24 protein-coding genes are annotated in these 23612 nt (G+C 46.0%); 21 read left to right on the forward strand and 3 right to left on the reverse strand.

All coding sequences use genetic code 11. The features are described from left to right. Positions 1-63: 63 nt before the first annotated feature. The 16 genes from PSF67_RS15845 to PSF67_RS15920 all read left to right on the forward strand — a co-directional run bounded on the left by PSF67_RS15845 (position 64) and on the right by PSF67_RS15920 (position 12582). Complete coding sequence (locus PSF67_RS15845) at positions 64-501, forward strand: hypothetical protein (protein ID WP_042847236.1); 438 nt, start codon at positions 64-66, stop codon at positions 499-501. Between the two features lie 466 nt (positions 502-967). After that, positions 968-1657, forward strand: coding sequence for a single-stranded DNA-binding protein (locus tag PSF67_RS15850; protein ID WP_052219378.1), 690 nt, complete (start codon positions 968-970; stop codon positions 1655-1657). Positions 1658-1742: 85 nt separating this feature from the next. Beyond that, a complete protein-coding gene (locus PSF67_RS15855; protein ID WP_042847235.1) occupies positions 1743-3287 on the forward strand; it encodes a recombinase RecT in 1545 nt (514 codons plus the stop codon). Between the two features lie 59 nt (positions 3288-3346). After that, positions 3347-4462 carry a lambda-exonuclease family protein gene (locus tag PSF67_RS15860; RefSeq protein ID WP_052219377.1) on the forward strand — a complete coding sequence of 372 codons (1116 nt, stop codon included), beginning with the start codon at positions 3347-3349 and terminating at the stop codon, positions 4460-4462. Between the two features lie 367 nt (positions 4463-4829). After that, positions 4830-5204: a hypothetical protein gene (locus PSF67_RS15865; RefSeq protein WP_042847234.1), complete on the forward strand. Its 375-nt coding sequence runs from the start codon at positions 4830-4832 to the stop codon at positions 5202-5204. Positions 5205-5270: 66 nt separating this feature from the next. Then, positions 5271-6332 (forward strand): AAA family ATPase, encoded by a 1062-nt coding sequence (locus tag PSF67_RS15870; RefSeq protein WP_042847233.1) that lies wholly within the window; start codon positions 5271-5273, stop codon positions 6330-6332. Between the two features lie 99 nt (positions 6333-6431). Then, positions 6432-7697 (forward strand): DUF3150 domain-containing protein, encoded by a 1266-nt coding sequence (locus PSF67_RS15875; protein WP_052219376.1) that lies wholly within the window; start codon positions 6432-6434, stop codon positions 7695-7697. Between the two features lie 52 nt (positions 7698-7749). Continuing rightward, positions 7750-8031, forward strand: a complete 282-nt coding sequence (locus PSF67_RS15880) for a hypothetical protein (RefSeq protein WP_042847232.1) — start codon at positions 7750-7752, stop codon at positions 8029-8031. Between the two features lie 51 nt (positions 8032-8082). After that, positions 8083-9861 (forward strand): VWA domain-containing protein, encoded by a 1779-nt coding sequence (locus PSF67_RS15885; protein WP_166267788.1) that lies wholly within the window; start codon positions 8083-8085, stop codon positions 9859-9861. A 98-nt stretch (positions 9862-9959) separates the two neighbouring features. Further along, entirely contained in the window at positions 9960-10445 is a 486-nt protein-coding gene (locus PSF67_RS15890; protein WP_042847230.1) for a hypothetical protein, read from the forward strand. Positions 10446-10505: 60 nt separating this feature from the next. Then, positions 10506-10820, forward strand: a complete 315-nt coding sequence (locus tag PSF67_RS15895) for a hypothetical protein (RefSeq protein ID WP_042847229.1) — start codon at positions 10506-10508, stop codon at positions 10818-10820. A gap of 3 nt (positions 10821-10823) precedes the next feature. After that, entirely contained in the window at positions 10824-11051 is a 228-nt protein-coding gene (locus PSF67_RS15900; RefSeq protein ID WP_042847228.1) for a hypothetical protein, read from the forward strand. Positions 11052-11094: 43 nt separating this feature from the next. Continuing rightward, entirely contained in the window at positions 11095-11355 is a 261-nt protein-coding gene (locus PSF67_RS15905; RefSeq protein WP_042847227.1) for a hypothetical protein, read from the forward strand. 35 nt (positions 11356-11390) lie between these two features. Next, positions 11391-11780, forward strand: a complete 390-nt coding sequence (locus PSF67_RS15910; RefSeq protein WP_042847226.1) for a hypothetical protein — start codon at positions 11391-11393, stop codon at positions 11778-11780. A 37-nt stretch (positions 11781-11817) separates the two neighbouring features. Beyond that, positions 11818-12327 carry a hypothetical protein gene (locus PSF67_RS15915; RefSeq protein ID WP_042847225.1) on the forward strand — a complete coding sequence of 170 codons (510 nt, stop codon included), beginning with the start codon at positions 11818-11820 and terminating at the stop codon, positions 12325-12327. Between the two features lie 42 nt (positions 12328-12369). Then, complete coding sequence (locus PSF67_RS15920) at positions 12370-12582, forward strand: hypothetical protein (protein ID WP_042847224.1); 213 nt, start codon at positions 12370-12372, stop codon at positions 12580-12582. Between the two features lie 51 nt (positions 12583-12633). Here the strand turns inward: PSF67_RS15920 and PSF67_RS15925 are convergent, their stop codons facing one another. Further along, on the reverse strand, positions 12634-13035 hold the full coding sequence (locus tag PSF67_RS15925) for a hypothetical protein (protein WP_042847223.1): 402 nt from the start codon (positions 13033-13035) through the stop codon (positions 12634-12636). 36 nt (positions 13036-13071) lie between these two features. On the opposite strand from PSF67_RS15925, the gene PSF67_RS15930 reads away from it, so the two are divergent. The 5 genes from PSF67_RS15930 to traN all read left to right on the forward strand — a co-directional run bounded on the left by PSF67_RS15930 (position 13072) and on the right by traN (position 22216). Continuing rightward, positions 13072-13410 carry a hypothetical protein gene (locus PSF67_RS15930; protein WP_166268095.1) on the forward strand — a complete coding sequence of 113 codons (339 nt, stop codon included), beginning with the start codon at positions 13072-13074 and terminating at the stop codon, positions 13408-13410. Continuing rightward, entirely contained in the window at positions 13388-14449 is a 1062-nt protein-coding gene (traF, locus tag PSF67_RS15935) for a conjugal transfer protein TraF (protein WP_237072361.1), read from the forward strand. Before PSF67_RS15930 ends, traF begins: the two co-directional genes overlap by 23 nt. A 21-nt stretch (positions 14450-14470) precedes the next feature. Continuing rightward, entirely contained in the window at positions 14471-15907 is a 1437-nt protein-coding gene (locus PSF67_RS15940; RefSeq protein ID WP_042847221.1) for a conjugal transfer protein TraH, read from the forward strand. A 14-nt stretch (positions 15908-15921) separates the two neighbouring features. Further along, complete coding sequence (locus PSF67_RS15945; protein ID WP_272677247.1) at positions 15922-19080, forward strand: conjugal transfer protein TraG N-terminal domain-containing protein; 3159 nt, start codon at positions 15922-15924, stop codon at positions 19078-19080. Between the two features lie 421 nt (positions 19081-19501). Beyond that, positions 19502-22216 (forward strand): conjugal transfer mating pair stabilization protein TraN, encoded by a 2715-nt coding sequence (gene traN / locus PSF67_RS15950; RefSeq protein ID WP_196053746.1) that lies wholly within the window; start codon positions 19502-19504, stop codon positions 22214-22216. Positions 22217-22250: 34 nt separating this feature from the next. Here traN and PSF67_RS15955 read toward each other — a convergent pair whose 3' ends face one another. Together PSF67_RS15955 and PSF67_RS15960 are read right to left on the reverse strand one after the other, a co-directional pair. Further along, on the reverse strand, positions 22251-23015 hold the full coding sequence (locus tag PSF67_RS15955) for a hypothetical protein (protein ID WP_272677248.1): 765 nt from the start codon (positions 23013-23015) through the stop codon (positions 22251-22253). 144 nt (positions 23016-23159) lie between these two features. Beyond that, positions 23160-23579: a hypothetical protein gene (locus PSF67_RS15960; protein ID WP_042847219.1), complete on the reverse strand. Its 420-nt coding sequence runs from the start codon at positions 23577-23579 to the stop codon at positions 23160-23162. Positions 23580-23612: the final 33 nt, after the last annotated feature.

Genomic DNA, 23612 nt, shown 5'->3' on the forward strand with positions numbered 1-23612 from the left:
CTTAAACAAGCCCAGATTCCTGGGCTTTTAACTATTTTAAATCTATTAATTTCAAGGTGATTTATGATTATCATTAATGCTTCCACGTTCGAAAACTGTATTCGTTGTGGTAGTCCTTGTCAGTTGGAAGGCTTTGATGCTTCCCGCAATACCTATACCCTCAATTGTAATGATTGTGGATGGCATTGCTGTCACCATGAAGGTGCTGATGATTGCCCTCTTTGTATCAGTCAAAATGATGATATTGCACTTCGTGAATGCGGCGTTAAAAACCGGACTGAAGCTATCAAGTTGATGGCCAAAGTTAAATTCATGTTGGCTTCAGTAGCATGCAATATTGGTAAGAATCGATTGAGAAAAAAAGATCGTTCACGTCTAGAAGACGCATTCATGATCTTTGTCCATCTGGATGGAACGAGCTACTCCAATAGCTTTACCTATCGCGCCACCCTGGACTTCATTCATCGTCGATACCTTCAATTAGCTGCTGCGTATCATTGAGTTTCGAATGTTCTTCTATCATTTTTCATCTTAACCTCCCAAGAAACCCAGCCTATGCTGGGTTTTTTTTGCCTTTCGATTGACCCTTACGCTCCTATCGCTTACTCTGTTCTGGCGATTACATCGCATAACTTCCGGCAATAGCCCTTAACCAAAACACCTAATTTCGGCCACCAGCGCCTCTACGAATGAATCCCGCATTCATTCTCACGGCTTTTTCATGCCTACAAAACAGAATTCGACAGCCCGGTGCCCTATAAGGCTCCGGGCTTTTTGCTGCTCGTCGAACCGGTGTTTTTCCTCACGCTGAGGAATATCAGTGCGTCCAGTCACTCTACTGGCCATTGCAATACCCTTAACTTCCCTTCCTAAACAGACTGTACCTGAGATTTAACCTCAGGCTAGTCAGGCCTTTCCAGGCATAAACTTTCTAAATATTTTAAATCTATTAATTGAGGTATTAACTATGTTCTCCAAAGCTAAAGGTAAAGTAGCGATCGACCCTCGTTATACTCCCGCTAAAAACGGTAATGACTCTGTCATTTTTTTCCGTTTGGGTTGTGAAATGAAGATCAACTCGCAAAAAGTGATTGAGTTTTTCCCTATCAAGGCTTTCGGTAAAGTTGCTGATTTTCTCCACAATACCATCAAGAAAGACTCTGAGATCTCTATCGAAGCTATCGCTCGCACAGCTCGCTATGTGAAAGATGGTTCCGATGTTCAGCGTACTGAGTTCCATGCATTCTCCGTTCACGATATTGCGACCAACCTGGTCGTTGATACGCGAATTAATGATGCTAATCCTCAGTCTTACGTTGCTCCAATCACTGCTTCGACACCAACTCAACAACCACTGCGTTCGCCTGAATTACAGGCGCGTCTGGATGCTGAGTTAGTTGTTCAGAAGATGAGTTATGACGAAGTGAAAACGATCGGTAACAAGTTCCGTGCAGCACTCCAGCAAGCACAGAAAAGTGCCGCAGCCAAGAGAGAAGCCAAACAACAGCCGCCCGCTCAACAACCTACCGTTAAGCAAACTGTGACAGCTCGTAGCAGTGCGATCTTCGTACCTTCTACAAAGCCTACCGTCACAGACCAACTCATTGCAGCTCGTGCAATGGTTAGTAATGGCAGTTATTCCGATATGCGCGGTTAATACTCCGCAGTAAACGCCACTCGTTGAGTGGCGTTTTCATATCTGTTTGGTCAATTTTTAAATCTATTAAATATGAGGTACTACCATGTCTTATTCGAACAATGCCCGTCGCGCTTATGACAACAATAACGCGAAAAGAGCCAACACTGACATCACGGTCAGAGTTGACACAGTGACCCGTCACATGATGACTCTAGGTAGTCAGTTTGAAAAGGCTGCAATGCACCCACATATCTCTTTCCAGAGAGAGTGTGTGTTTGCCAAGCACATCATTAACAACAGTGACTATCTCACTGGTATTGCGTTAACTAACCCGCGTTCTTTCGAGACTGCGTTTTTACAGTTAGCGAGTTCCGGTTTGACACTCGACCCTGCACAGAAACAGGCATATCTGGTTCCACGCAATAATCGGGTGATCTTGGATGTCTCTTATCTCGGCCTGATCAAAATGGCTACAGATGAAGGACTCTGCCAAGACATTGTTGCTGAATTGGTGTTTGAGAATGATGCAGTATTTAAGCCACAAGGTCGTCGTAATAGTCCGATCCATGAGTTTGACCCATTTGCTAGCAAAGGGGATTTGATTCTGACGGTGACGGATAAAGGTACCTTAGGCGCTCGCGGTAACTTCCGTGGTGTCTATGTGGACTTTCTCATGCGAGATGGCCGCAACCTCGTTTACTTTGTAACTGTTGAAGATTTAGCCGCTGCTCGCGCAGTTTCTGAATCTTGGAAAAAAGTTGATAAAAGAGCATTATCTCCGTGGACAACATTCCCGTGGAAAATGGTTCTGAAATCCGCCCTTAAACAAACCGTTCATTTAATCCCAGGCAACCGAACTCGAATCAGCGCAGTGATTGATTATCTCAATACCTACGGTGAAGAAGGGTTCAAGTCTTCCGCTCATGTCCCTGTTGAAGCTGCTGCTGCTGAAATGGCTCAACGTCAAGCTGCTCAGGCTGCTAACAATGATGTTGCTTCATCTCAGCCTATTGTTGCTGACGACAGTGTTATTGAGGGTGAAATTGTTGCTCATGATGACGTCGCTCCCCCTGCGCAATCGGCCCAACCCGTTGAGAAGGCATCTCAGCCTGCGTCACAGGAAGCTCAGTCAGCTCCAGTTGATGTTCAACCCAAGTCTGATGCGGGTGGATCTCAGCCAGAAGAACTTCAAGTTCCGATGTCTGAAATTCCAGGTGTTCGTCAAAGCAGTTTCAAACGAATTGCGAAACTCGTTACCCGCGCAGAAAAAACGCTGGCTTACGAAACCATGATCGCCGAACTGAAAGACGCATTTTCTTTCAACGACAGCGAATTGGCTTACGCAAAACGTCAATTGGAACAATCGCGCCGTGACCTGCTCAGTACGAAAGTTTCTGAGTCAGTTCACATGTGTGATTTTGGGATCGCAAATGACTTTGTTAATCGTCTTGCTGACGGGGAGTTTAAAGCCAGTGCAGCCCAGTGGGTTTCTTCTGTTGAAGCTGAAACTAACTCCATGCAAGTGCTCTACTCTCAAGCTCTTCAGTCCGGTCAATTCGACGAACTTGAATCTGCCTTGAATTCAGTCAAACACAAAGGTCTCAAAGAGATGTTGTGCAACCTGATTTCAACAGCTAAAGCAGCATAAAACATAACCGGCATTTATTGCCGGTTTTTTAATTTTATAAATTTATTAATGGTGATCGTATGTCTGATTCAATCTGTGAAATTGTCGATATTGAACAAGGAACTCCAGAGTGGCACAAATGGCGTAGAACAGGTGTTACGGCAACATGCTCCCCAATTCTCTTGGGTGCGCCTGGAGCTATGAAAACGCCTTATCAGTTATACCTTCAGTATGCAGGCTTGCTTGCTTCTGAAGATCTATCTGCGATTAAGCAGGTGGATGCCGGTAACAAACTCGAAGCGCTTGCGCGGTCTTACTGCGAAAGTGAATTGGGGCAAATAGCCTCACCCTTTTGCGTTCGACATGCCAAGTACCCGTTCATGATAGCTTCGCTTGATGGACAGCTCGATGACCGTTCTGTACTGGAGATCAAGAATCTCTCAGAGAAAAAACATTTAGCTATCCTCGAACAAGGTTCAGCCTCGCCGGAATTTAAATATTACTTCTGGCAGGTGCAGCATCAGTTATTCGTAACAGGTGCCCCGCAAGCTTATCTTGTTTTCTGGTCCGCTAAAGATCAGCCGAAGATTTTCCTTATCAAACCTAACCAGGGCGCTTTCACACGTTTGTTTGCTGCATGCAAAGAGTTCTGGGAACGTTTAAATCAAAAGGTAGCTCCGGCTTTTGATAAACAGCAAGACATCCTGCTGGTTTCTGATGCCGATATTCTGGCCCAAACCAGTGAATTTACTGCTCCAGATGATCTCTCTGCTCGTATCGCTGACATCCGCCGTCAAGTTGCGAATGTCCGCGCCAAAGAAGCCGAGTTTGAAGCCGTGAAAGCCCAGTTGTCTAATCTTGAAGAAACGCTTAAGGCGTCGATTCAAGGTCTTGCAACAGGTCTTGGTTTCAAAAGCACAGACCCTGTCCGTATTGATGGGTTTGGTTTTCGCTATCTGGAAAGTAAAGTCAAAGGTCGCACTAACTGGAAAATGATCGCTGAGCGTCTTAATGTGACTGCTGAGCAATATCCGGACTGTGTGACTCAGGAGTCTCTTCGCTCCAGCCTGTCTGTCTATGAGTATGAAGCTTCCCCAGAGGACAGCGTTTATATTCCACCTGAAGCCATCAAACCTGTTGTGGCAGAAGGAGATGCACTCACCGGTGTTGAAGACAATGCCTTGTTGTTGTTTTAACTCTCTCACACCCGACTTCGGTCGGGTTTTTTCTTGTTGACCCAGCTGTAAGAATTGATTATTGTAGCGGTGCGGTACACACCGCCTAACTTCTGGCAACCTGCCCCTAAACACCTAATTTCGGCCATATCGCCATTCTGAATGCGTTTACTCTCATTCACACGGCACACGCATATCTGTACCAAATTCGATAGCCCGTTGCTTTTTAAGCAGCGGGTTTTTTTATGCGTCGAAAACGGTGTTTCGTTCTCAAGCTGAGAACAACAAGTGCCTCCAGTCACTCTACTGGAACTTTGCAATACCTTAAATCTCGCCTCTTTTCTGAGGCCTTAAACCTTTTAAATCTATTAATTTTAGGAGTCTCTCCATGTCCATCGTTAATCTGACTGCATATAAAGCATCCGACGCACAACGCGAAATGGGTGTGATTGATGTTGAACGTGACATTTCACAAATCATTCGTGAAAAACTCTCGTTCAATGACTGCCCCACCGTTTCGTTAATGCAGCAACGTGCCGACGAACTAGCAGATATCGCTTTGCTGCTGTGTTCCCGTCACCAGGCTGAAGGTGTTTTGGTTTATGCCAAAACCTACTTTATGCCAACCCTGATCACCGCGCTTTCCGAGCGTGGTATTACGGCGTTTGCCACTTATGCACCTAAGTCGATTGTCTGTGAACAAGGACAAATGAGTAGCCGGTATACACATTCCAATCTGGTTTGCTGTTCTCCTGCTGCTTAATTCGACGACTCTTCACTTTTAAATTCCCTAACTCTTTTAAATCTATCTAAATTATTGAGGTAATACATGTCTACTTTTAACACTACTCTAGCTGCTGATACCCTGGTTCGTAACGTCGCAATCTCTCCGGAATTATTCGGCGTTGTCATTCCAGAACACATGAAAGCGCAGGTTAAACCGTATGCTGGTTTCGCTGCGGATAATGCATTCAGTGCTGCCATCCCTAGCCGAAATGATCATTACGTGTTTGAGCCGTCTCTGCGTGCGTCTGTCCTGATGTGGATTAACTACCCTCAGGGTCAGTCGCTGTGGATCTCCGGCCCTACAGGCTGCGGTAAAACCAGTATTGTTGAGCAAGTTGCCGCTCGACTGAACTGGCCTTTGATGAAAACAACAGCTTCTCAGGATTTGGACATTAATAGTCTTGTCGGTGGTCTTCGTCTCGTTTGCGACACAATGACCGGTGATACCCGTACAGACTTCCTTTATGGTCCTCTGGCACTTGCTTACAAATTTGGCCTCATTTTCCTTTTGGATGAATACGACCAACTTGACCCAAGCTGTGCTAACGCTTTTAACGCGATCTTAGAAGGTGGGAATCTTGTTATTCCTGAAACCAACGAAGTGATCAAAAAGCATCCTAACTTCCGTTTTGTCGCTACAGCCAACTCGATCGGCCAAGGTGATTTAACGGGTGTCTATGGTGGTGTAAAAGTGCTGAACGTCGCGAACCTCGATCGCTATATGTTCATCAACGCGAATTACATGCCAAAAGACGTTGAAACCTCGTTAATCAAGAAGTTCATTTCAGATGAAGTGCTCGCAGGTAAGTTTGTTGAAATCGCTAACATCATTCGTAAGTTGTTTGTCGGCAGTGATATCGCTGGTGATTTTAATCAGTCCAATGACAGTTCTTCTGTCAAGGTATCCGCTGTTTCGCCAGACACGCGATTGTCTGTTACGTGCTCTACTCGCTCGCTGATTGCCTGGGTTGAACGTTTCTCGCTGATGAATAAGGCCAAAATGCCTGAAGCTCTGCAAGTTTCCTTCGACTTACAAATCGGTAACCGTGCCGGTGCTGATGATAAGCGTGCTCTGCATGCCATCCTCAAAGCGGTATTCGGTTAAACCTTGTTAACACCTCTCTAAATGCAATTCTCTAAATAAATAATGGCCCATTTCTGGGCCTTTTTAATATTTTAAATTTATAAATAAAAGGTAACTAATATGTCTACGAATAACCAAACTCACACTCAAGTTTTAGACCAATTAATCCTGGTTTCTCTTTCTGAGATTTCCTGCATTAGCGGCCGTAAAAAGCTGCAACGTCAAGACTTAGGTGAAAATGCCGAACTGCCACCAGAAGTCATGGTGTCTCTTGGTTCTAAGAAAGTGATTGACCCGCAGTTGATTAACCCGTTTGAACGCTTTAAGAACAAGGCTAAGAAAGCTTGTTTGTCCTACGGTGTTGCTTTCATGGGCGGCTATGCTGTCCCAACGGATAAGGTCAATGCACTCATCGATGAACTGAAGGATGTGAAGCAAGAGTTTTATGACTACAAAAAAGAATTTTTGAAGGCTGATTTTAATGGCTGGATTAATTCATTTGAGGAAAAGTATCGTGCAATCCTTGTGCGCGATGCCGCGATTGATATCGGCTATATGGATTCCCAAATTCAATTTGGGTTTACTGCGATTCATATCACTCCTTATGGCAATGCCATCATTCAAGATGGTTTTGCAAGTCAGGTAAAAAGTCTAGCAGATGAAGTCTATGAAGACGTTGCCTCCGTTGCTGACAAGTTCTTAAAGAACCTGAATAGCAAAGATGCAATCAGTCAACACACACTGAATCCGCTACGTCGTTCTGCTGAAAAACTTCGTACTCTGGCGTTTATTGACCCCAGTGTTGAAGGTCTGTGCGAGTACATGTCTCAAGTGCTTGATAACTTACCTTTGACAGGCAAAGTTACCGGTCAAGACTACAACAATGCATTATCCCTTCTAAACAACCTCCGCGATCCACAAGCTGCTAAGTCGTTTGTATCGTTGCTTTCAAATCCGCAAGCTGATTCTGGTTTGGATGCCTCTTTGGTTCTCGACGCCTCTTTTGAGTTGCCGACTACCGATTTGGTTTCTCCACCAGCACAACCTGCTTTGGAAACAACACCAGCCACTCCTGCTGACGTGGTTCCACACACGAACGCATTCGCTGTTGCTGAAACGATTGATGATAGCTTCTTGGCCGACCTGCCACTCGACTTGCCTCCGGCCGGTCCTGTTGCAGACCCGGTTGTTACAGTGGCTGATACGTCAAGCACTGTTGAAGTTAATCAGCCTGCTGGTTCTGTTGAAGTTGTTGATGATAGCGCGCTGCTGAGTTCTTTCGTCGTTCCTGCTGCCGCTGTCGATTTGAATGCCCCGGCTTCTGCTACTCCAGTTAATCTGGATTTTGCTGATACCGATTCAGACGATGGGATCATGATGTTCTAAATCTAAGGCCCCTTTACGGGCCTTTTTTAATTTCCTAAATATGGACTTGGTTATGCAAAAGTATCTTTTGTGCAACAACGAGTTACTTGTTGAGTTTAGTAAATACGGTGAGCAGCTTCCTATGGCTTTTGCTGTGTTGTTTGGTAATACCCTGCCCTGGCTTGGTGTTTCTGAAACTGATTTCGACATCCTCCGTTTAGGCCCGTCTCACTCTCTCTACCGCTTTACCTGGCAACAGGTACTGCAAAACGCCTCGGTGACTTTGGATAGCAAAACGTTTTTTTTACGTTTGGCTGACAACGGTGACCTTCGCACCTGTTTGAAACGTCCTTAACGACTCGTTTTCGTCCTTTTAAATTTATATTAAATCTATTGTGAGGTAAGTATGGGTATTTATAACTCTCTGCCCGTCGTTGCACGCGCCCTGAGCGATCAGCTCGGAGTGAATGTAACTGTTGGTGGTTCTACGGCTTGTGCTTCTCAGCAAGGTTCTTCATTCACTATCAACATTCCTTTCTATAAGGATGCTGAAAAATTGTCTGACGTCCTTCTGGGTTATTTGGTTCACGAAGCTGCGCATGTCAAATACACAGAATTTCCGATTCTGAAAGAAGACATTCCTGCTCGTGCCAAACAAGGCTACAACCCAAGTGTTCTTGGTAAGTTGGTAAACATAACCGAAGATCTTCGTATTGAACGTGCGATAGGTCGTCGCTTTCCCGGAGTGCCTTCATTTCTCAAAGCGTTAAATCACTTTGTTTTTAATGAGGACACGAAACCAACTGATGATCCTGCTGTAGCATTTATCAACGGTTTACTCTTGTGTGGTTTCAAACGGTATCACGCACTTAACATTCCTGTTGATCAAGCCCAATCAGACTTCATTCGCTTATTCGGACAAAACATGTTTGATACAGCGATGGACATTCTCGGTTTGGCGATTAACGCGCCTTCCATTGCCGACTGTCTGGATATTTCCTGTCGTCTTTACGATCTTGCAGTAGATGCTTTTAACGATAATCAACAAGACCAACATGATCTGCCTCCTGAGACCGGTGACGATTCACAATCCGAACCAAGCAGTGATAACTCACAGCCTGGCGAAGATAATGATAGTGCTGACTCTAATGTAGATGCTGGCGATGGCTCTTCTGACGGTCAATCGTCTCAAGGTACTTCCGCTCAGCCTGGTAATGAACCTGAAAATGGTGACAGCCCTGCTTCTGGCAGTGATGTTTCCACCAGCGTTTCTACCAGCTCAACACCGTCTAAATCAGACCATTCAGACCCTTTTGCCAATGTCACTGATGATAATCTCAACGAGGTTATTAAAGGTGCTGGTGAACGCTTGAATGACTGTATTAAAGACAACGTTTCTCCAAGTGAACGCACACCTGCTGCTACCCCGTTCGGTATTGCTCCGGCTAAGCGTCACGCAACCAGAGAAGCTTCGGTTCTCCGAGGTGTTCAGGCTGCGTCTGGCCTTCGTCAGTCAATGCACGGGCTACTACAAGGTATGCAACAAACTCGTCGTACACACAAAGAAACGGGTCGTGTTATGGATACGCGTCGGCTGACTTCGGCTCTTTTAGGAGAAACCAAGTTATTCCGACACAAATCTAAAGCTGTTGAGTTCAACTCTGCCTTTACTGTTCTGCTTGATTCAAGCAGTTCATTGGGTTCTGACATGGTTGAAGCTGAAGCCGCTGTTGTCTCCTTGCTCTTTGCGTTGGACGGCATCAAAGGTGTTTCGACTTCGGCCTATCATTTCCCACATGCCACCGCAAATAACGTTGGCTTGCTAAAAGCGCGTGAACAAAGCTTCCGGGCTGCGGTTAACGCTAAGCAATTTGGTATTAGCGCAAATGGTTGTACGCCACTGGAACAAGCTTTATGGCCTGCGTTCAGTGACTTGCTAAATGCGCGCGCTGATCGCCATGTCATGGTCGTGGTCACTGATGGTAAGCCCGATAACTCCGGGCCTGTTATTCAGATGGTTAATGACGCGAAAAAAGAAGGTGTGATTGTTATTGGTATTGGCTTCGGCGGTGCTAATTCAAACATTATGACTTCTCTATTCGATGATACTGGTGTTGCTGTAGGTTCTGTCTCTGCCCTTCGCGGAAAGCTTCTCGAAGTCTCCCGCAAAGCTTTAACTCGTTAATTTTAAAACCTTCCTAAACAAATCCTTAGCCTCCTGCTTTGCATGAGGCCGGGTTTTTAATTCCTAAATTTATTTTAAATCTATTAAAGGTGATCAAAATGACTATGTCCAAAAATGCATTTGCTCATGAAAATCAGCTGTCCTTCAACGAACTGTTTGAAGCTGACGACCGGACTTATGAAGCAATTTGCGCTGCCAAAGATGATCGTTATGAATTGCGTTATTCGCAACAGATGGCTTACGAAATTATTCGTGACTCTCTGTACATCATGACGGCCCCCAGAAGCAACGTTGAACAGCGTGTTGATGAAATTCTCTGGATCTTCTCTGATAAAAATCAGTCGGATCTGTGCTCTTTCACTAGCTGCTGCTTCTTCGCCAAACTGGACCCAGAAGAGACTCGTATGAGTGTTCTGCATCGCTGGAAGCATGACCTGGCTGAACAAGATCGTTTAATTCAGTCGAACCACTACGATGCGCCATCAAATATGGACTTCGTTGAATCACAGCGTCGCGGTTTCGAAAAATACAAGAAGGCGTTCTATCACTACTACCCGAACGAAGCTGCTCGGAAGTGTGCATAACCGCTTAAAGAATAACGCTGGCATTTGTCAGCGTTTTACTTTCTCTTGGAGATATTCATCATGGCTAAATATATTAATTTTGATACTTCTGTCGTTGAACCACAAAGCGGCTTTACCGTTGAAATGATTGATGACCTCATTGGTTACGTGCATGGCAATTCACCAAAGCGTAGTGTTAGTTTGTTTGAAAACCTACCCGTTTTTGAAGAGTCTTTCGTGATCAATACGTACCACCCAATGGCCCCGGATTCACTAGAAATACACTTCTTCCGTGATGAGACAGGTAATTGGTGGCCGTACATGACCGTTGATGCACTGTGTTTAGTGCATACGTTAACGACATACGGCTACGGTCTGATGGGCTCAGAGGGTTAAGCAATGCTGATACCTTATGTGTCTTTCACATCAAATAAACGGTCATATTTAATCCGCGAAACCTCAATTTCTCAGTCCTGGCCTGATAGTCGCCATGCTGATGTTGAGACCTTTGTGCTCTCTACTGGCAAAGTGCTTCGCGCCACCAACATTAAACGTTTTAACTTCATCGATATTGCTGCACATCAGGATCCTATTCCTGTCACAGTAAACGATAATATTAACTTCTGAAAAGCAAAGGCCCCGTAGCGGGCCTTTCGTTTTGGTGAACTGTATGAGTGCTTGTGCATTGATTGAATACAATAACGCTTCCGCGAAACTGCGTGGCGTTGTCGTTCCGGGTGATGAAGCTTGTATTAAATATGCTTTATCACGTTGGGCAGTGATTGCATTTCGTATCCGCAATACAGACGACAAATTCACCCGCATACCGGTTGAGGATTGGATGGAAGGCATTCAGGCAACTGTTAGCCCCTCCCCTGCTCGCGAACGCATTCTGGCCGCATTGGCTCGTTGCAAGCCCGGTATCTTTTAATTTTCTAAATTCATAAATCTATTAAAGAGGTACGTATGTCTCATTCTGTCGAATTGAGCATTTACGGATTCGTATCTGAAAAGATGCGCCTTTGGCCCACTTCTGATGTTCAGGAGCAAGCTGACTTGGCGTTAATTCATTCCGATATGTTAACTGTGAAATTGCTTAACGATCGTGGACTTGGCATTGCCAATACTGCGTTTGGTATTAATCAGAACGAATCCCAGGTATTAAAGCTGGCGACTCGTTTTGCGTATTGTTGTGCATGTGGCCGTTTCTCCGACCCTAGCCTTGACCTTCTCAAAAAAGAGATAGTCATGCTTGGCCGGAGTTTGTGTTCCAGGTTCTTCGACTCAACGATGGCTGAGGCTGTTCGTTTCGTGGCACATGAGCCCGAGTTCATGAAAGAACAATGTGTTTGGTAATCCTTACCCTTCATTTTTATCTACAGGAGTATTTCTCATGCGTTACGTTACCTCTGACAATAGCTACACCACAACTTTCCCTATCGCTGTTCGCAACATCCTTTTGGAAATTGTGCCCGTTGATGAAGAAGATTACTCGCGCGGTTCTGATTTACGCGATGATCTCGGTGTGGTGATTAATGAAGAAACCTATATTGACATCAATCATCGCTTTGCTGATTTGGAAGGCGAGGTTCGGACATTGCTTGCAATGAACCGAATTGGTGTTGGTACGGAATCGTTCAATGACCCTGACTGCCCTTCGCTGTCTGTTAATCAAGCATTATTGATTAACTTGGCGATGGACTTGAATGGGGTGATTCATACCAGTTTGTACCGGGATTTGTTTAAGAAAAACTCATTCTGCGCGCAGATGTTGGTGAGTATCGTGGAGATGGCTGAGGCTGTTTTGTCTGATAATGAAGAACCGGATGTTTTCAAAGATTCTCTCTTTGGTGGTATCTACTCTCGTTACACCATCGGTTTAAAAGCACACCTGTTTCACTAATTGCTTTTTTGCTGTCCACAAACTCTCTTTCACTGGTGATGTATGAAAAACATATTTAAATTCCTGCCGCTGATTCCTGCGGTAATCATTGTAGCTGCAACGGTATTTTTCAGCTTTGATGTCATGACTATGGTAGTTGTTATTGTTGTCATGTCTGTCATTGCTGCCGGTTGTGTTGCATTGGCCGCTTATTTCATCGTGCTCATCCTTCAGGATGTCTACGGTAAAATTATGAAACTGCGTCACTCTCTATAACTTCGATTTAACTTCCCCTCCGCACAACATCCTCGTTGTGCTTAACTTCCCTCAGTGAGCCCTAAAATGAAACTTAATACCCTTCGCTTCTTCTCTCTTGTTTTTACTGTTGCAATTGCTGTCATGGTGATTGTTTTCGGTAGTCACTTTGGCATCAAGGTGACAGAGGACTTTGTCATCAAAGTTCTTTTGATTGTCTCGATGCCGATCGCGTTTACTCGCAACAAGAGCAAATCGTAATTCCAGCCTAGGGTAACCACCCAAAACCCTGTCTTCGGACAGGGTTTTTTTTTGCTTTTTTTTACCAGCCATAACCGGAGCTGCATTCACAGACAACGGAAGGATGGTAAACAAAACGCAAGCACATGCGATTCCTTCAACCCTTTGAGAACACCGGTTTTTGGCCTCATTTTGCTGGCCTTTTTTGCCGTTTTCCTTGCCTGTGTATGACAAAATGACCGCTCATTGATTCATCAGATGAGGGATTTGATGAAACTTCTCGTATGTGCTCACAGCCGTTCGATGCTCATGCCTGTTTTTAAGCTGCCAGCCATACTCTGCACTGACTCTAACCGTCTCAGCTTGCAGCGTGAACTTGAACGTAAGTACGGCGGACGCATGACCCTCGATGAGGCCTGTAAGGAAATTGGTATAAAACCCGAAAGCATCATTAAGAAGATCGGGCAACAAAGATATAGACACTATCAACTGTGCCAACAGCTTGAAAAAGCCAGGGTTTTTAAGGGGAAAAACTCCTTTTTTTGGACTGACAGGATAGCGGCAATTCTTACCAAAGGTAATGAAGATGAAATTCCAAAGTTTCAATAAAACAGTCATCGCTACCCTGGTATTTGGGGTGCTCTCTGCTCATGCGGTAGCAGAGGGTGGCAAAGATAATAAACCAAAGGCTTCCAACGGGCAGGTTACCGCTGGAGGTACCTCGTTTCTGGATGGAAAAGAAGAAGGCTGGTTCTGGAAAAAAATGCCTCCTGAACCGCCGAAAGAAATCGAACCTGAGACTACTGTTGCTAAAGCGGACAAAACCGTAGAGCAGGACAAGCAAATGCCTGTCCCTGAACCTTCCGTTGCGGTTACTCCTGAAGAGGGGCCTGAAGCCTTTACCGTGGCCTGGTACCGTGAAAACGTACAGAAATTACGTGACCGCGCAATTGACGAGCCAACCCAGGAAAACGTCCGGGCCTATTACCTTGCGCAGCGCATTATGTTGGACAAGGCGAGCCGGTTTACTGATATGGCGCGCTTAGTGACATCTACAGATCCATTGATTGATGAAAGCAGTCGTCGCTCTACGTCTACCTTCGGCGCTATGGACCAGTCTGCGGAGGCTGAAAAAAACTCACGGCTTGTTATAAAAGACATTGCCACACGCGCTGGGGTTTTCTTTTTCTTCCGTGGCGAAGATTGCTCAATCTGTGTGAAACAAGCGGCGATCATGAATACGTTCACTTACATGACCGGTATGAAAGTTATTCCAATTTCGATTGATGGTAAACCAATGCCTGGAAACATCATGGAGAACTGGCGTGCAGATACTGGTCAAGCAGCAAAATTGCAGATCACCAACACTCCTGCGCTCGCACTGGCTATTCCTCCAGAGGCAACGCGGATTCTTTCATTCGGGCCTCTCAGTGCCGATCAGTTGATATCCCGCACAATCATGATTGCACATGACTCGGGGCTCATCACCAACGAGCAGTACAAAAGCACGCTTCCATATAACGACAATGGGTATATCGATTCGAGCATCCTGAAAGATATGCCGGAAGAGTACCTGGAGAACTCGGACGACTTTATCAAATACATTCAGAAGAAATCTGGTTACGCAGCATCTACAAAGGCGAAATAACAGTAGCGGGAGTAACAAAAAATGGTTTTACAACATCAAAAATCTAAAGGGCTCAAACGCACTATCTTAGCAATATCGATTGCTCTGTCGGGTGTGTTCACGTCTTCTTCCAATGCTGCGGATATCAGTACCCAGCTCGATAGTATGTTCGGTTCAATGTCCAATGTAACTGGCGCGGGAGATTATCACAGCATTACTCGTGATGGGTACACTGGTGGGGGCTTTGTTCTCCGAAATAAACTAAGAACTCTTACGCCAGTCACAATCGATCTTCCTGCCGCGTCGGGCGGCTGTGGAGGGATCGACCTTTTTGGTGGGTCTTTCTCATTTATCAATGCCGAGCAGTTTGTTCAGATGCTACGTAACATCGCCGCTAACGCGGCTGGTCTGGCTTTTCAGCTGGCACTTAACGCAATGGATGCAGTTCTGGATAATGCCATTTCAAAAATGCAGGCTGTTGTTCAGCAAATGAACGATCTGACCGTTAACTCCTGCCAATTAGCAAAAGGATTACTGGTAGATACAGCTTCCGCATTTGGTGAAAATGCCAAAATGTCCGTGTCATCCCAACTCTCGTCTGATGGTGTTGTTGACCAGTTCAAGGCAATGTGGGGTAACTCAGGTGGTGGTGAAGCCCCAGAGAAAGTCAAAGGTGATACAGGGAAACGTAAGCCTTGTGGCGACTATGGCAACCTCATGTGGTGCTTGCTGCAAAATGGACAGTTCTCATCTCAATTCGAAGGCTCTGAGCAACAACAGAAAGAATTGGTTATGTCTCTCACTGGTACGATTATTGTTGGAAAAGATATCAGTACAGACAAAGACGGATCCATTAAAAAAAGCGTTGTTCGACTTGGCCCTCTGGCAACTAGCTCCGTGTTGGATTCTATTATTCATGGTGACCCCGCCTTCCATATGTGGAGTTGCGTAAACCAAACCGAAACGTGCGAAAACCCAGTGCAACAGCAAATTGGCTTGAATGGCGTTGCTAACACCATTAATAAATTCTTCATTGATGATGGGTATCTGGTTTCGGCAAAATCGGGTGGTGAAGTATCTAGAGAGCGGCATGAACAGGCTGGGTATTACAACGTTGGTGGCGCTGGTAATAAAGCTATCATTTTGGCAAGGCATGACCTGAACGCCAGTCATTCGTATATTCGAGCCATCTCACCTGTCCTATCCTACTCGGCTGCGAATCAATACCTCAGTGATCTACTAACGGCCGCAGCAACAGGGGCCCGTATGGCGCAGTCTAACGATGATTCTGCTTCAGCTTACTACGAAGAGATGTATAAGTTGATAGAAGATGCGCGACGTAATTTGGCAATTTCCTATAGCACATTAGCGGCCAGATACGGCGGTGAAGAGAAGATCCAGGAAACCTTCCAGTCCTACATGCAATCCCTGCCTTTAACTGAATATCAAGGTGAAGGGTCGGTAGACGGCGCACTCTAAGAGGATATGAGTAAATGACTCAGTGGAACGTATATACCGTTGGTGACATTGAATTTATGCATAATGTTTTCAACGCAGTTGCAATGCTAATGAATAGTGGGATGTTCTCAGATCTATTTCGCATTGCTGCATTGTTAGGGGTGATCGGGATTGTTATTTCATCGGCTATTTCAGCAGGTAAAACCGTCTCCTTCCAAAACATGGCCGTCTGTATTGTCATGTATATGGTGTTCTTCCAGGTTTCGGCTCGTGTCAACATCGAAGATGTTACTAGCGGACGTTTCCGTGCAGTTGATAACGTTCCGGCAGGCCTTGCAGCATCGGCCTCCATCATATCCACTGTCGGGTATTCAATTACAGAAAAAATGGAGCAAGCATTCTCCACTCCTTCAATGACTGAGTATGGTGCATTGGATCCATTGGTGGCAATGACGTCTCTTTATGACACATTAAAAAACCCAATGCGCTGGTTTTTAGCCAACGAAAAACCGCGTGTAGATTTCGCCAGAAGCGTGGAAAGTTATATGAAAACCTGCGTGACTAAAGATGTTATTCGGGGGGCGAAAACCTACTCAACTCTTTATAGAGGCACTCAAGGCGTGCAAGGGCTGAGATCTGATGACCGCTTCCAGCACGTCGTGCTTTATGATGGCAATATGGTGGGCTGGGCTCCAGGAATGGAAGATATGAAAGGTGTATCTTCACAATATTCTTGTGCAGATGCTTTTGATAAATTGATCATGCAACATGCATCCTCTTCTGACATGTTCCGTAAAGCCTACCAGCGTTCTTATGCCGCTTTGGGCCGGACTTGTCAGGGCGATGGTGACGTCTGTAATACGAGCAGAAAAGTTCAGGAGATCATGAATTTTTACAACCTAAGCGGTACAACGATGCGTGATTTCCAAATGACGATGATCATGTACCCCTACCTTCGTGATGTGCCTAAGTATGGATATGAAGCCTCCTTCCGAGGTGCCGCTGCTATCACCCGAACTCAAACGCAAACCCAACAAGCCTTCCAGTGGGCATCCTCCGGCGCGTCTTTCCTGTCTTGGATGGCGGCGTTTATGCCAATTTTCCAAGGGCTAATCTATGCTCTTACGCCATTCATGGCCTTTTTATTCGGTCTGGGCATTATGGGTGTTCGCTTGGTTATGAAATATTTTCTGGTCATTATCTGGACTCAGACTTGGATGCCACTGGCAGCAGTTGTAAACATGTACGTGCTTGTTCACACTCAAACTAACTTGTCTGCCATTTTCAATGGTATAGATCCGATTTCATTCGATAAGCTATATCTGATGCTATTTGAAACTCAAAAAAGCATCGGCCTTGCTGGGAATTTATATGCGATGATCCCTGCATTGGGTGGCTTTATCGTATGGGGTAGTTCGGTCGCCTTTAACTCACTGGCAAACTCCGCCGCTGCGCCTCACGCAGCTGATACCAAGCAGATGGCTCCTGATGTATCGAACGCGCCAGCCATGAACAACCGAAGCGCTGATGTGAACTTCGATCGCTCCAGTGGGTCTGTCATGGGTGGTGCATCTTCCGCATTGCCTAAATTTGATATGAAGCAATCTGCTTCTACTAACCTCGCCAGCGCTAAACAGAACGTCGAGTCAGCCTCGGTTGAACGCTCTGCATCAGAAGGGAAAATGTTCCAAGAGGTTGCTTCCAACATGCGAAATGGAACCCAGTCTCAACAAAGCCAGGATGCCATGCAAGCTGCTTTGGGTTCTCTAACCTCTTCCCAGCGTTCGTTTGTTCAAGATGTCGCTTCGCGTAACGGGACTTCCGAAGCTGAAGCATTGACAGCTTTGAATATGGGCTCTGTTCAAGGTAGCGCTGAGGCATCTGCTGGTTTGAAAATTGGAGGGTCTGGTGCCTCAGTTTCTGGGTCGGCATCCTTACAGCGTAATGAGTCAGCTTCAAAAGGTAAAACTCACACGGCGGACGCGAGCTACTCAAGCAGTGATAACGCTTCAAACAGTGACGCGCTAAGCTCGCAACTCAGTCAAATCAGGTCACAGTCTTCAATGGCTTATTACAGCAGCATGCAGGCAGCAGGACAAAGCACTGCGGCAACCCAACAATACGGTGAAGCTTATAAAAAACAGGAGTCGGCTCAAAAATCCTATTCTGAAGCACAACAGTATTCGATGAGTAGCTCTCTGGGCCAAAACATGAACTCAGCACAGATTGCGCAATCCATTGGAGGTAGCAACGAAGCTCAAGCCGCACTAACTCAGGTATTGGCTGGTCGCGAAGACTTATCTCAGCGGATCAACGAAGATACAGCACGCCTCTCTTCACTAGGGATGGCACAGGAAGATGCGCATACATTCGCTCAGTTCAGCGCAGCGGCTTCAATAGGTCAAGCTGGCGAAGTAGCTAAACTGTCAGGTTTCGTTAGTGGAGGTTCGCAACAACCAGAGGTCAGCGCTGATGCTGCCAGGGCAAACCAAGGGATCGCAGCTAACGCAGAGCAAGCCGAAGCGCATATCGATAGTATTGCTGGTGGTGTTAATAATGGTTCAAGTTCTACCCAGGGTCAGGCAGCAGCAGGCATAGCTGGTAATTATGCCCAATCAGCACCAGGCACAGCCCAGGGGCACGTTATTGATCAGCATTTCGATAATAAAGGACAGGTTGAGAATCATGAATCCCGTTCAACCCAAGAACTCAACACTATGAGAGGCAATGCTGCACGATATGAACTGGTGAACAAATCAAATTATGGAATGACGGGGGATGCGATGCCTAAGGTTCAAAGCGCCTTAGACAAGGTTTCAAACGGCATTAAGCCGGGGGGGTTCTCTTATCAGGAAGGTTACGGTCAGGGACAGGAAATGGCTTCTCAAGTAACTGGTGTTGGAGGTGAAAGAGGCGAATACGCTAAAAATGCCATCTCACACTTGTACGGTACCGTCAAAGACAAAGACAATACGCCAGAGCAAATGGAACACGCTCGTATTCAGGCCTTCCACGCTGTCACCCTCGCAACCGGCGGTGAATATGTGAACGGTAGGCTTGAAGGCGGCGATCAGCAGCTAGCAATGGCGATTATTGGCAAGGTAGAATCCACGAAGAGCAACATGCATCGTACTGATGCTCATGTCGTAAAAGAATCTGTCGAGGCGCTGATGTCTGATAACGAGAAGAAATAACCCTTAACATACAAAAGCCTCCAGTCGGAGGCTTTTTTTTGGCCTAAAAAACTCAACCGATATAGAGCATATAAGCAGCGGGAACGCTGAGTACCAGCCAAAACATGCAAAGCGCAATGTCTCTTTGGATCCCCGGTGGTTTGGGTGGTGACTTTTTCGTGCTTATTGGAACTCTGTGAACCACAATGGGGGGTAGATAGGCTACGCCGTGTGCGCCAAATGTACTCATGTTTTACTCCCAAATATCAGTAAAAGAAAAGCACCTCGTTTTGCTGCCCTTCTTTGTTGCCCGTATACGTCATTGATTTATGCTTGCTCAATGGCGTCTCTATGCATTGATTCTCTCACAGTTCTTTCAGGTGACGAAATTTTCTGTGATACGCCTAGCCATCAATGCCTGCAATCTACAAGGTGATTACGAATGATAACCCTTTTTAGGAAAAATTGGTTTTCAAAAACGGTCTGCACGTTGTTCACGATGAGCCACTTGGGTGTAGCGATGTATGCCCCCTACGCTTACTCGGCAAACTCGGCAGCAAATGCTCAGTCAGCGGTTGAATTCTATAAGTCTCTACCCGGTCTTTCTGCAAATAGTAACGGCACTGTTCAGTATGGGGATGGTGAGGCCGTTAACTTAAATAACGTGTATCCTGGCGAGGCGTCATCCACCTCCCTGGATCAGCTGAAATCCGTGTATGGTAATGATGGTGAAACCCAAAAGTTAGGCTTTGATACTGGTTCTGCACTTGCCTCTGAATCGTCATTGCGAGGCGAAGCCTATCGCGCCGTTTCAGGCTCAACGAAAACGACTGCAAAACTGAAAGCCACGGATTCTATCTTTGACAAACACAAAGATTTCTTGGCGAACCAGGATAAATACATGCAGGATCTGGATGACTGCTCAATGACCTCCGAACTGAATACGGACGGTGTTAAGCAACACATTCCTGATTATAAAGAGTGCACTCGCACCACCAGCGTCAGTGGCACCTATCGTTTAACCCACCCTTACGTGGCAGGCTTCCTGAGCCATAGCTCCGGTTCTGCCAACATTGAAGGTTGCGGTGAAGCCTGCGTAACTCTTTGGGTGGGTAGAGTCGGCGATAACTACTGGGATGGTCGTTGTAAAATATATGAAGAATATACAGGTGTTCGCGTTTACAACCCGCAAGCCATTTCCAGTGCAAAACTGACTTACGCAACCTGGGATGATTATATGCAGATCTACCTTGGTGAGAAAAAAGTATTTGCGGGCCCTGTTGCAGGAATGAAGGATGCAGGTACTGATGGGAAATACCGACCTTGGAACTACAGCAAAGGTGAGTTATTCCCACCAGAAACCGAAGGGCCTTGCGAGTTGGATACCAGTTGGCGTGTTGATCCACAGGCTGACGTGACTCAGAACTTCCAGGAAGTACAAGACGGCGATGAACTGATTTTCAAAACACGCGTTTCAGTTTATGGCAATGGTGAAGGCTATGCGAAATTGGAAGTTCGCTACGACCCATCTAAGGCCGTTAGCAAAGATGAATGGATTGCCGACAACCAAGAAGGGTTCAATACTTTTCTGGATGCAGTCAATCAGGGTTATTGCCAAAACTATTCGGTCACCTGCAATGAAACAGTCACACCTGACGCGAATGGCTGCGCTTATATCAATGGGGTTACTGTGTGCGAAAAGGATCTTAAAACACCACCGATCGGCGGGCTTTCCCCATTCTGCCGTAGTGCAACCGTTGTATCTAACTGTGGTACTGATGCCGGAGTGAATAACTCATGCAAAGACTTTGATAATAACAATGCCTGCAAATTTATTAAGTCTTCCTGCATCACAGGCGCAGCTGGTGGGCAAAGCGGTTGTTGGCAAGCTTCTGAGACCTGGGACTGCGGTCAAGATGTTACAGTGCCAAGCACTACACAAACCGAGACTTACCAGTGTGCTGGAGCGGTGCAGTGCATCAACGGTACCTGTTTAACGCCAGAATCGGAACCTAGTGGAGACTTCCAAACGGCAGTCGCAATGCTTCAAGCGGCGACTTACGCGGTTAACGAAATGACCTGCGGTGATGAAACTATCAACGTCAATCGCACTTGCACCTTATTCAAAGGTGAAGCTGCTACTTGTAAATCAGCACTGGGTGGCTGGGTCGATTGCTGCAACCAGCCTGTTGATGTCAGCTGGATTGAGTATCTTCAGCTAACCTACTACACCCTGAAAGTTTCAGATGCGCTGGCCGTTAAAGCGGGCATGTTCGAGCAAGGTAAAGGCATGTTCGACATGGGTTCTGAATTGGCTAACAGTGCTATTGATGCAATCACTAAACCTGCAATGTCTGCACTGGATAGCTTAACTGGTAATGCAGGGTCAGCGGTTGCAGATAAAATTGCAGATCTCGGTATCGGAGAAATGATGGATCAGGCGGTGGGCACTTTAACTAAACAAGTTGCTCAATGGACTTTGGACACCTTTGGTTCGAGCGTAACAAATGCGTTATTCCAGGCCGGGGGCACAGCTGCTGGGTCAGAATCGGTTGCTGCGGTCGGGTCCGACGGCGCATTAGCCAGTTCTGTAGAGCTGTCTTCCACCCTTACTTCCGCTATTTCCGTTGTCGGTTATGCCTACATGGCATATCAGGTTGCAAACATCTTGGTAAACATCATCTGGGCTTGTACAGCAGATGAATTTAAGCTTGCTGTGAAAAAAGAAACCAAACTTGCGACCTTCATCGATAGCTGGTGCCAATCCAAAGTGTTAGGGCAGTGCATTGAAAAACGGTCAAGTTACTGCACGTTCAACTCACAGATTGGGCGAATTTTCCAAGAACAAGGGCGCGCCCAGTTGGGCATTGGTTGGGGTGATAACAAGAATCCGGATTGCCGTGGCTTAACGTTGGAAGAGTTTGGTCGAATTGACTTCCAAAAAGTCGATCTGTCGGAATGGATTGGTTCACTTTACTCAGCCGATTTACTGCCAACGCCCGAATCAGTCAATCTCGACAGCATTACCGGTTCAGGCAGCATTCTCAACGTTGACGGTAAACGTAAAAACAGCCTCGACCGTTTCAAGGATGGCGTTGATAGCGTTGATATAAATGACCTGAAGGATAAAGCAGGCGCTTCAATACAAGTGCGTTAATCATAAAAAACCCCGCTCAGTTTTGGCGGGGTTTCTACTTTCGTCTGTAATATGAGTTTTTGAATTCAAGAACCTTACCGTTGTAAAACACATACGGAGCATGCTCTTGGGAGGCTGGCACAAACAGAGCTCGTTTTGCACCAAGGGCCACAGATAGTTCCTTCATCAATGGCATGTTTTCTTTTTTCGCCGCAAGATAGAAGAAACAGGCCGATGCGTACCCAGAGCGATACTCTTCAGGGCTGACTAAAACAGGCGGTTTTGGTAGGTGCCCGGTTTCTTTAGCTTTACTTAACGAGAACCAACTCCAGCTCTTGTCCTGCCCGCATAGTTCATATTCATTAAAACCTGCCATTTTAGGGGCGAAGGTTTTAAAGGCTTCAAACATTTGAGACTGATCTACTTCCCGGTCTCCCCCTGCCCAGGAACCGAATAAAACAACCCCATCAGTATAAGGCTGAGGTCTTTTCGCGGTTAAAAAACCTGTTAAAGCAATGAATGGATCTTTAATAGCCAACCCACCAACAACATCTGCCGTACCGGCACCTGACCGTTGAGTTTTGGCAACCTCTCCTGCTCTTACTGGATTCTCAAGTGGGAGAATACGCCCGCCGTCAACCAGCTTGTTATAGATGACATAATTATCACCTGCATCTGTAATTTGGCGCATCTCCATTGCACGGGCAAACTGTAAAGCCTCCGACGGATTGGTATCCACCGGCATCGGAACAGGTTTAGAAGCACAGCCCGTCATTGCCATTGCCAGAGTAATCAAAGAAGCGGTCAGAATCTTTTTCATGTTCGGTACCTTATTCGTAGAGTTGCAGGTAAGTAGTTTTTCGTGTTGAGAGCATAGTAACCCCGCCATGACAGCTGACGAAGAAATCTGGCTAAAAAAAATCCCCTATTGTTTAAATAAGGGATCTAACACTGTGAATTTGATTTAAATTGAATCTTTCCAAGCGGTTAGCACTTGCTGGTGGCTGCATGTCGCATCTTTCGTGCAAGGTACTTTAAGGGCTGGTTCGAAATTTCCCGGAATAAATTCCCCTTCCAGAGGGGGGATTTCTGTCTTCAGTTCCGGGTCGTAGAAAACAAAAGGTGCATTCACTTTGTTTACCACCCATCCCCAACCAACAGAATCTGGAATGATATACCCCGCCGTGGAGGAAATGTCTTTCACGATCAGCCGTTTCTTGAACTCGCCAAACTTCGACTTGCAAAGCTCGGGCGAGTCCAGCTTTTGGCACAGATTCACGCGCATATAACCGGGAGCAACCAACTGGCTGCCAGGCAACGTATGAAAAGTGCATCCCTGCAAAGCTAACGCTGTGAATATTCCAATCAAAGTTCGCGTTTGCATTAATGAGCCTTATCTTCGCAGAACGGGCACTTT

It is taken from the genome of Providencia sp. PROV076 (assembly GCF_028483405.1).
GTDB lineage: Bacteria > Pseudomonadota > Gammaproteobacteria > Enterobacterales > Enterobacteriaceae > Providencia > Providencia huaxiensis.